Consider the following 8,842-nt stretch of genomic DNA (forward strand, 5'->3'; position numbering starts at 1 on the left):
AGCGAGCATGGCGAACGTCAGCCCCATCGACGTCCAGAAGGCGCTGCACGGCGTGGAGTACCCGGCGTCCAAGGACGCGCTGGTGCAGGCCGCGAAGGGCAACGGCGCCTCGGCCGAGGTCGAGGAGGCGATCTCCGGGATCGCCGACCGCGAGTACGAGGGCCCCACCGGCGTGTCCGCCGAGATCTTCGACTGAGGCGGCAGCGCCCCGGGCCCGGCCCCCGTCGTCAGGCGGCGCGGGGGCCGGCCTGGGCCGCGGCGGCGGCGGGGTCGCCCCCCTCGGCGACGACCGCGGCGGCCTCCTCCACGGCCCGCACCGCACCGCCGGCGCGGCGGCCGGCCAGGCGGCGCACGGCGGCGGCGCCCCAGGTCAGCGCCAGGGCCAGCGCGGCGGCGGCCTCGGCCCAGCGCTGCGCACCCGCGCACACCACCACCGCGGCGAGCAGCGCGGCGGCCAGCAGCGCATCGCCGATCCCGGTCCAGCGTCGGTCCACGTCGGCACCCCTCTCGTCGTGCGTGCGGTGCTCGTCCCCTACCCCCACTGTACGTCGACAAACACTTTTCGGTCCACCGAAAACAGGTGTCCGTCCCGGCGCCGCCCGGCGCGGGGCGCCCGGGTGGCAAGCTGGGCGCGTGCCCCGTCCCGCCACCCCGGCCGCCGAGGACTGCCTGAAGACGGTGTACGCCGCCGGGGAGTGGTCGGACGAGAAGATCACCCTCTCCAGGCTCGCGCAGACCCTGGGCGTGTCGCCCTCCACCGCCTCCGAGGCCGTGCGCAAGCTCACCGACGCCGGCCTGCTGCGCCACGAGCGCTACGGCGGCGTGGAGCTCACCGACGCCGGGCGCGAGCAGGCCCTGGGCGTCGTGCGCCGCCACCGCCTCATCGAGACCTTCCTCGTCGCCGACCTCGGCTACTCCTGGGACGAGGTGCACGAGGAGGCCGAGGTCCTCGAGCACGCCGTCTCCGACCGGCTGCTCGACCGGCTCGACCGGCGCCTGGGCCACCCCGAGCGCGACCCGCACGGCGACCCCATCCCGCGCTCCGACGGCACCGTGCCGCGGCCGGGCGCGCACAACCTCGCCGACCTGCCCGAGGGCGCCGCCGGCTCCGTGGCCCGCATCTCCGACGCCGACCCCGAGGTGCTGCGCTACTTCGCCGACCTGGGCATCGGCCTCGACGAGCACGTGCGCGTCGTCAAGCGCCGCGAGTTCGCCGGCACCACCGTCGTGCGCCTCGGCGAGGGCGAGCGCGCCCGCGACGTGGACCTCGGCGACCCCGCCGTGGCCGCGATCTGGGTCCTGCCCGCGCGGTGAGCCAGCGCCCCGCGCCCGCCGGCGCGAGCCACCACGGCCCGGGCCACGACGGTCCGGGCCACGACGGTCCGGCACCCGCCGGCGCGGTGCGCGACGCGCACGGGCGCCTGCAGGCCCCCAAGACCCGCGACGTCACCGTCGTGGGTCCTCTCGGCGGCGCGGGCGCCGCGCACGCCGCGGCCGCCGCCCGGCGGGGCCGCAGCACCGCGCTGGTCGCCGTCGGCGACGCGGGCGCGCCGGAGCGAGCCGTGCGCGCCGCGCTGGCCGCCGCGGGCGTCGAGGTCGCCCCCGGCCCCGGCGACCGCCTCGACGACGCCGCCCGGGTGCGCGACGCCGCCGCGCTCGTCAGCGGTGCCCGCGTCGTGCTGCTGCGCTGCGAGGCGCCCGACGCGGTGCTGCTGGCCGCCGCCCGGCTGTGCACCGGCCTGCTGGTGCTCGACCCCGCCCCGCCGCGCCCGCTGCCGCCGGAGCTGCTGCGCCGCACCGACCTGCTCGTGCCCGGCGCCGCCGAGCTGGCGGTCCTGGCCGGCGAGGAGCCCGCCGCCGACGTGGAGGGCCTGGTGCGCCAGGCGCGCGCCGTGCGCCCGGACGGCACCAGCGTCGTCACCCGGGGCGCGCGCGGCTGCGTCGTCGTCACCCCCGCCGGGGTGGCGGAGGTGCCCGCCGTCCCCGCCGGGTCCGGGGGTGCGGGCGCGGGCGGCGGCTTCGTCGCCGCGCTCACCGACGCCCTGCTGCGCGGGGCCGGGCTGGTGCAGGCCGCGCGGGCGGCGGTGGCGGCGGGCCGGGACGGACCGGACGGGCACGACGACGGGCACGACGAGCGGGACGAGCGGGGGAGCGGGACGTGAGCGGCACGACGGGCACGACGACGGGCACGACGACGGGCACGACGACGGGTGGAGGTGGCGCGGTGGGCGTCGGGTGGGGCTTCGTCGGCACGGGCGGCATCGCCCGCACGGTGGCGCAGGCGCTGCAGCGCGCCGACGGCGGCGAGCTGGTGGCGGTGTGCTCGCGCGACGCGGGCCGGGCCCGCGCCTTCGCCGACGAGCACGGCGCCGCCGGCGCCTACGACGACGTGGCCGCGATGCTCGCCGACCCGGCCGTGGACGCCGTGTACGTGGCGACCACCCACCCGCAGCACCACGCCCCCGCGCGGGCGGCGCTGCTGGCGGGCACGCCGGTGCTGGTGGAGAAGCCGATGACGGTCACCGCCGCCGCCACCCGCGACCTGGCCGCCACCGCCCGCGAGCGCGGGGTGTTCCTGATGGAGGCGTACTGGACGCGCTTCCTGCCGCTGACGCGCGACCTGCTCGACGTCGTCGCCTCCGGGGCGGTCGGCCGGGTGCTCTCCGTGCACGCCGACCTGGGCTTCCCCGCGCCGGAGTCCGCGCGCCGCTTCCACGACCCCGAGATCGGCGGCGGCTCGCTGCTGGACCTGGGGCCCTACCCGGTCGGGCTGGCGCTGACCCTGCTCGGCGCGCCGAGCACCGTGCGCGCCGCCGGCACCCTGACGCCCGCGGGCGTGGACCGGCAGGTCGCCCTGTCGCTGGCCTGGGAGTCCGGCGCCGTGGCGGCGCTGTCCACGACGATCGCCGCGCAGGCGTCCTCGCGCGCGTGGGTGGAGGGCGACGCCGGGTGGATCGAGGTGGACGCGCCCCTGCACTCCGGGCGCCGCTTCACCGTGCACCGCTCCGGCGCGGCCGAGCCGGAGGTGCACGAGAACCCCGCCGAGCACGGGCACCGCTTCATGCTCGAGCACGTCCACGAGTGCCTGGTCGCCGGCCGCACCGAGAGCCCGCTGGTGCCGCTGTCCTGGTCCGTGGACCTCGCCGACGTCTTCGAGGCCGCCCTCACCCAGGTCGGCGCGGCGCGCAACGCCGAGGTGCTGTGAACCCCGCCGGGCCCGCCGGCGGGGCGCTCGTTACGGTCGGTCCATGCCGCTGACTGGTGAGTACGAGCCGAGCCCCGAGGCCTGGGTCCGGGAGCAGGTCGAGAAGTACGAGGCGAGCGGGGGCGCCGAGGCCGGCGACCTGCGCGGGATGCCGGTGATCGTCCTGACCACCAAGGGCGCGAAGTCGGGCAAGCTGCGCAAGCAGGCCCTCATGCGCGTCGAGCACGAGGGCTCCTACGCGGCCGTCGCCTCGCTGGGCGGGTCCCCGAAGAACCCCGTCTGGTACTACAACCTCAAGGCCGAGCCGCTGTGCGAGCTGCAGGACGGCCCGGTGCGCAAGGACTACCGCGCCCGCGAGGTCACCGGCGAGGAGAAGGCGCAGTGGTGGGAGCGGGCCGTGGCGGCCTACCCCGACTACGCCGACTACCAGGTCAAGACCGAGCGTCAGATCCCCGTGTTCGTGCTGGAGCCCGTCGGCTGACGGACCCCGCCGGGGAGGGTCACCCGGGCGGGCGCTGCTCCGTCCGGGTGACACGCCCTCAAGATCGCCCTCCGGACTGGCACACTCGTTGTCACACAGCAAGCACACTGAGTGAGCAGAAGGAGATCGTCGTGAGGATCGGAACGGTGACCACCCCGGTCGCGGTGCGCAGCACCGTCCGCCCCGAGGCCCTCCGGAACATCACCCCCGTCCAGCGCATCACCCCGGACTACGTCCACGAGGACCCGCTGGACGAGCTGACCCAGTCCGACCGGGCCCTCATCGGCCACCTGTACGGCCCCGTGCTCGACCTCGACGAGCTCGAGGGCACCCCCGTCGCGCAGCTCGCCGCCGAGATCAACCGCGAGCGCGCCCGCGGCGCCGTCCCCGCCGGCCGCGACCTCACCGTCGACGACGTGCGCCGCATCATCGGCCGCCTGACCCTGGTCAGCCCGCGCCCCGTGCCCGTCGACGTGCAGCTGCGCCTGATGACCTACCTCGGCCCCGGCCGCACCGCCGGCGTCGACCAGCCCCGCCTCGACGTCGTCCTCTGACGCCCCGCGGGCCCGGGCCCGCTGCTCGGGGTCGCGTGCCCCGCTCGTGCTCGCGCCCGGCCGGCGGTGCACCCGCAGGACCGCGCGGACGCCCGGGAGCGGGCGGGTGGGAGGCTGGGCCCGTGCGCCTGCTGCTCGTCCGACACGGCCAGACCCCCTCGAACGTCCGCCGCCTGCTGGACACCGGCGTGCCCGGTCCCGGGCTGACCGACCTGGGGCGCGAGCAGGCCGAGGCCCTCGCCGACGCGCTGGCGGGGGAGGGGATCGGCGCGATCACCGCGTCCACGCAGGTGCGCGCGCAGCTCACCGCCGCGCCGCTGGCCGCCCGCCTGGGCCTGGACGTCGCCGTGGACGCGGGCCTGCGCGAGATCGAGGCGGGCGAGGTGGAGATGCGCGGCGACGACGAGGCCGTCGCGCGGTACTTCGAGGTCGTCACCGCCTGGCTGGGCGGGGACCTGACCGCGGCGCTGCCGGGGGCGCCGGACGGGCGCGCGTTCCTGGCCCGCTACGACGCCGCGGTCGCCGCGGCCGTGCAGCGGGCCCGGGCGGCGGGGGCGGGCACCCTGGCGCTGGTCAGCCACGGTGCGGCGATCCGGGCCTGGGCGGGGGCGCGGGCGGCGAACCTGTCCGGGGGGTTCGTGCGCGACACCGGCCTGCTGAACACCGGCGTGGTGGACCTGCGCGGGGACGTGGACGGCGGCTGGACGTGCGAGACGTGGATGGGCGCGGCCGTGCGGGCGGAGCAGGCCCGGGCCGCCGGGGCGGGGGCCGCCGCCGAGCCGGGCTCGGTGTTCTGAGGGCCGCGGCGTCCTGAGCGCCGCGGCCCCTTCCCGCACCGCGCGCCGGGGTCAGCGCGGGTCCTGAGCGGTGGGCCGCGGCAGGCGCTCGCGCACCCGCTCCAGCGCCGCGCGCAGCTCGGCCAGCCGCGCCAGCGCCGCCGCGCGCGCCGCGTCGCCGTCGCCGTCGCGCGCGGCCGCGCGGTGGGCGGCGACGGCGCGGGGCAGGTGCTCGGCGACGACGGCGCGCACGGCGGCCGCGTCCGGCGGGCGCCGCTCCAGCTGGTCCCAGCGGGCCAGCACCTCCGCCGCCGCGTCCAGGACGTGCTGCGCCGCGCGCGCCACGTCCGCCGGCGGGGCGGCCCGGCGCAGCGCCGCGGCGGCCCGCTGGGCGGCGGCGAGCACCTCGCCGGCCTCCGGCCCCGGGGCCCCGGGGCCCGCGGCGGGCGCGCCGGGGCCGGTGGCGCCTCCCGCCCGCGGGCGCGCGCGGGAGGGGTCGGCGAGCAGGTGGGCGCCGACGTACCCGGCCAGGCCGGCCGCCGCGGCCACCAGCGGGTGCTGGGTGGTGGTGAAGCCGGTCGCGAGGCCGAGCAGCCCGGCGCCGCTGCCGAGCAGGTGGGCGCCGCCGCCCGCGCCGGGGTGCGAGCGCGGGTCGTCCACGCCGCGGACGGTAGGAGCGGCGGGTGCTGCCCGGGGGGTGCGCCGGTGAACGCCGGGGGAACGACGCACGGACGCACGGGCGCGCGGGCGCGGGGTGGGCGCGGCGGGTGGGCGCGGGTCCCTCAGGCCAGGACCCGCGCGCGGCCGGCGGCCTTGGCGCGGTACAGCCGCTCGTCGGCGCGCTGCAGCAGCTCGCGGGCCCCGGCCGTGCCGTCCCAGCCGACGACCCCGGCGGAGAAGCTCTGCCCCAGCGGCGTCACCGCGAGCATGCGGCGCACCACGTCGGCGGCCTCCTGCGCGTCCAGGCCCGGCAGCAGCAGCGCGAACTCCTCCCCGCCGTAGCGGGCCAGGCAGGCGCCGGGGGCCGAGCGCGCCAGCTCCGCGGACCACGCCTCGGCCGCGGCGCGCAGCAGCTCGTCGCCGGCGGCGTGGCCGTGGGTGTCGTTGTACTGCTTGAAGCGGTCCAGGTCGACCAGGCCCGCGCTCAGCGGGGCCCCGTCGCCGGCCGCCAGGGCGCGCTGCAGCCGGTGGTCGTAGGTGCGGCGGTTGGCCAGGCCGGTGAGGGCGTCGGTGCGCGCCTGCACCTCCAGCAGGGCGCGCTGGCCCTCCACGGCGCGCACCAGCAGCAGCATCCGCAGCAGGGTCAGCGCGAACAGCAGCGCGCCGCCCGCGGCCACGGCCACCACGTGCTCGTCGCCGTCGGTGAAGTGCTCGGTCAGCAGCGTCGCCGGCGCCAGCAGGCCCGCCACGGCCAGCGCGACGGCGCGGCCGGCGCCCAGGCGCCCCGGCCCGGCGTCCGTGCGCTCGCACAGCCGCTCGGCGTCCGGGTGCCACAGCGCCAGCGGGACGAACAGGTTGAACAGCGCGTACAGGGCGTTGATCCACGGCTGCCAGGCCTCGTAGGACTCGGCCAGGACCAGCCCGGTGAAGAGCAGGTCGCCGAGCAGGTAGCTGAGCATCGCCAGCACCAGCAGCACCAGCGGGGCCCGCCCGGAGCGGGCGCCGATGAGCAGGCGGGCCACCAGGCCGAGCACGAGCACGTCCAGCGCCGGGTAGAGCACGCCCAGGAGCTGGACCACCGGCGGGTCGCCGGAGCCGCCGAGCCGGTCGGCCACGACGAAGCACTGCACGACCACGGCCAGGCCGACGGTGACGACCGCGGCGTCGATGAGGGCGCTGGGGTCGCGCCGCGCGGAGCGGCGGCGCACCAGGAGGGCGCCGGCGCCCAGCAGGAGCGCGTAGGCGAGCAGGTAGAACGCCTCCGGCCAGTCCGGGTAGGCCTCGCGGTGCAGGACCTCGGTGTTCACGATCCACGTCAGGTCCCCGGTCAGGGCGGCGCCGCTGGCGCCCACGAGCAGCCCGCCCACCGCCCCCAGGGAGCGCCGGCGGCGCACGGCGGCCACGGCGCCGGCGGCCACGGCCAGCAGCAGCAGCCCCTCCCCGGCCACGGTGTTCAGCGCGCCGCCGGCCGGGCCGGTGGCGCGGGCGGTCAGCACCGCGAGCAGCGCGCAGCCCAGCGCGGCCAGCACCGTGGTGCGGGTGCTCCAGGGACGCGCGCGCCCGGGCGCGCCGGGCAGGAGCTGTGCGGCCACGTCCCCGCATCGGCAGGTCCGGCTGGGGCCTTGACGCGCTGCGCCGCGCGGGCGGGGGCCGCGCGTGCCGGTACGGTGGGTGCGGGGTGTGCCGGGAAGTCTGGTCGGCGGTTCCGTCACCGACCCCTCCTGGAGGCTGCCGTGCCCTCGCACACGCCCGATCGACTCCTCGCCCGCGGCTCGTGGCCCGAGGCGCGCCGCATCGCCGAGGTGCTGCGCCTGGAGACCGTCGGCGGCGCCCTGCTGCTGGTGGCCACCGCCCTGGCCCTGGTGTGGGCCAACCTGCCGGGGGACACCTACGAGTCCGTGCGGCAGTTCCACCTGGGCCCGGCCGCGCTGCACCTGGACCTGTCGATCGAGCACTGGGCCGCCGACGGGCTGCTGGCGGTCTTCTTCTTCATCGCGGGCCTGGAGCTCAAGCGCGAGTTCGTCGCCGGGGACCTGCGCAGCCCGCGCGCGGCGGCGCTGCCCATCGCCGCCGCCGTCGGCGGCATGGCCGTGCCCGCCGGGATCTACGTGCTGGTGGTCTCCCTCGGCGACGCCCCCGCGGGCGCCCTGACCGGCTGGGCGATCCCCACCGCCACCGACATCGCCTTCGCCCTGGGCGTGCTCGCCGTCATCGGCAGCCACCTGCCCTCGGCGCTGCGCACCTTCCTGCTCACCCTGGCCGTCGTCGACGACCTGCTCGCCATCACCGTCATCGCGGTCTTCTACACCGCCGACCTGCAGGTGGCGCCGCTGCTGCTGGCGCTGCTGCCGCTGGCCGCGTTCGCGTTCGCCGTGCAGAAGCGGGTGCGCTCGGCGTGGCTGCTGATCCCGCTGGCGCTGCTGGCGTGGGGCCTGGTGCACGCCTCCGGCGTGCACGCCACCGTCGCCGGCGTGCTGCTGGGCCTGTCGGTGCCCGTCGTGCGCAGCGCCGCCGCCGGCGGCCCGGAGGCCGGGCCCGGGCTGGCCGAGCACTTCGAGCACCGCTGGCGCCCGCTGTCGGCCGGCTTCGCCGTGCCCGTCTTCGCGCTCTTCTCCGCCGGCGTCGCGATCGGCGGCGCCTCCGGCTTCGCCGACGCACTGACCGACCCCGTCGCGCTCGGCGTGGTCGCCGGCCTCGTCGTCGGCAAGCCGGTCGGCATCGTGCTCACCACCCTCCTCGTCTCCAAGCTGACCAGCGCCGAGCTGGACGAGCACCTGACCTGGGTCGACGTGGTCGGGCTGGGCATCCTCGCCGGGATGGGCTTCACGGTCTCCCTGCTCATCGGCTCCCTGGCCTTCGGCGAGGGCAGCGAGGCCGGGCAGCACGTCACCCTCGGCGTGCTGGTCGGCTCCACCCTGGCGGCGCTGATCGCGGCCGCCGTCCTCGGCACCCGCAACCGCACCTACCGGCGCATCGAGGCCGAGGAGTCCGTCGACGCCGACGAGGACGGCGTCCCGGACGTCTACCAGCGCGGCCAGCGCTGACCCGCCCGCCGGCGGGCCCCGGGGCGCCGCGGCCCCCCCGCGGCCCCGGCCGCCCCCGCGGCGACCAAAACAGGAGCACAGTGCCGTGCTACAAATTAGACCCCGGGGGGTGCGGCTCGTGC

The 8,842-nt window shown here is 78.4% G+C and carries 11 protein-coding genes; 8 read left to right on the top strand and 3 right to left on the bottom strand.

Translation table 11 applies throughout. The features are described 5' to 3' along the window. The first annotated feature begins 7 nt into the window (after positions 1-7). Positions 8-196 (top strand): DUF2795 domain-containing protein, encoded by a 189-nt coding sequence (locus tag ACRYR7_RS04105; RefSeq protein ID WP_432570789.1) that lies wholly within the window; start codon positions 8-10, stop codon positions 194-196. Between the two features lie 31 nt (positions 197-227). Here the strand turns inward: ACRYR7_RS04105 and ACRYR7_RS04110 are convergent, their stop codons facing one another. Next, positions 228-494 (bottom strand): hypothetical protein, encoded by a 267-nt coding sequence (locus tag ACRYR7_RS04110; RefSeq protein ID WP_432570790.1) that lies wholly within the window; start codon positions 492-494, stop codon positions 228-230. 139 nt (positions 495-633) lie between these two features. Between ACRYR7_RS04110 and ACRYR7_RS04115 the strand changes: the two genes are divergently transcribed. The 6 genes from ACRYR7_RS04115 to ACRYR7_RS04140 all read left to right on the top strand — a co-directional run bounded on the left by ACRYR7_RS04115 (position 634) and on the right by ACRYR7_RS04140 (position 5,037). Continuing rightward, positions 634-1,314: a metal-dependent transcriptional regulator gene (locus tag ACRYR7_RS04115; RefSeq protein WP_432570791.1), complete on the top strand. Its 681-nt coding sequence runs from the start codon at positions 634-636 to the stop codon at positions 1,312-1,314. Further along, complete coding sequence (locus tag ACRYR7_RS04120; protein WP_432570792.1) at positions 1,311-2,162, top strand: PfkB family carbohydrate kinase; 852 nt, start codon at positions 1,311-1,313, stop codon at positions 2,160-2,162. The genes ACRYR7_RS04115 and ACRYR7_RS04120 overlap by 4 nt, the downstream gene beginning before the upstream one ends. Next, entirely contained in the window at positions 2,159-3,205 is a 1,047-nt protein-coding gene (locus ACRYR7_RS04125) for a Gfo/Idh/MocA family protein (protein WP_432570793.1), read from the top strand. The genes ACRYR7_RS04120 and ACRYR7_RS04125 overlap by 4 nt, the downstream gene beginning before the upstream one ends. Positions 3,206-3,248: 43 nt before the next feature. Continuing rightward, complete coding sequence (locus ACRYR7_RS04130) at positions 3,249-3,686, top strand: nitroreductase family deazaflavin-dependent oxidoreductase (protein ID WP_432570794.1); 438 nt, start codon at positions 3,249-3,251, stop codon at positions 3,684-3,686. Positions 3,687-3,817: 131 nt separating this feature from the next. Next, positions 3,818-4,240, top strand: a complete 423-nt coding sequence (locus ACRYR7_RS04135) for a hypothetical protein (RefSeq protein WP_432570795.1) — start codon at positions 3,818-3,820, stop codon at positions 4,238-4,240. A gap of 122 nt (positions 4,241-4,362) precedes the next feature. Beyond that, on the top strand, positions 4,363-5,037 hold the full coding sequence (locus tag ACRYR7_RS04140; protein ID WP_432570796.1) for a histidine phosphatase family protein: 675 nt from the start codon (positions 4,363-4,365) through the stop codon (positions 5,035-5,037). Positions 5,038-5,088: 51 nt separating this feature from the next. Here ACRYR7_RS04140 and ACRYR7_RS04145 read toward each other — a convergent pair whose 3' ends face one another. Then, entirely contained in the window at positions 5,089-5,676 is a 588-nt protein-coding gene (locus ACRYR7_RS04145; protein WP_432570797.1) for a hypothetical protein, read from the bottom strand. A 122-nt stretch (positions 5,677-5,798) separates the two neighbouring features. Further along, entirely contained in the window at positions 5,799-7,268 is a 1,470-nt protein-coding gene (locus ACRYR7_RS04150; protein WP_432570798.1) for a GGDEF domain-containing protein, read from the bottom strand. Between the two features lie 141 nt (positions 7,269-7,409). On the opposite strand from ACRYR7_RS04150, the gene nhaA reads away from it, so the two are divergent. Next, entirely contained in the window at positions 7,410-8,720 is a 1,311-nt protein-coding gene (nhaA, locus tag ACRYR7_RS04155; RefSeq protein WP_432570799.1) for a Na+/H+ antiporter NhaA, read from the top strand. Positions 8,721-8,842 lie beyond the last annotated feature (122 nt).

The sequence above is a fragment of the Kineococcus gurbantunggutensis genome (assembly GCF_050871925.1).
Classification (GTDB): Bacteria; Actinomycetota; Actinomycetes; order Actinomycetales; family Kineococcaceae; genus Kineococcus.

What these genes read in the sequence shown, in the direction of transcription:
- ACRYR7_RS04105 (WP_432570789.1), top strand. Translation starts at nt 8, where the DNA reads ATGGCGAACGTCAGCCCCATCGACGTCCAGAAGGCGCTGCACGGCGTG.
- ACRYR7_RS04130 (WP_432570794.1), top strand. Translation starts at nt 3,249, where the DNA reads ATGCCGCTGACTGGTGAGTACGAGCCGAGCCCCGAGGCCTGGGTCCGG.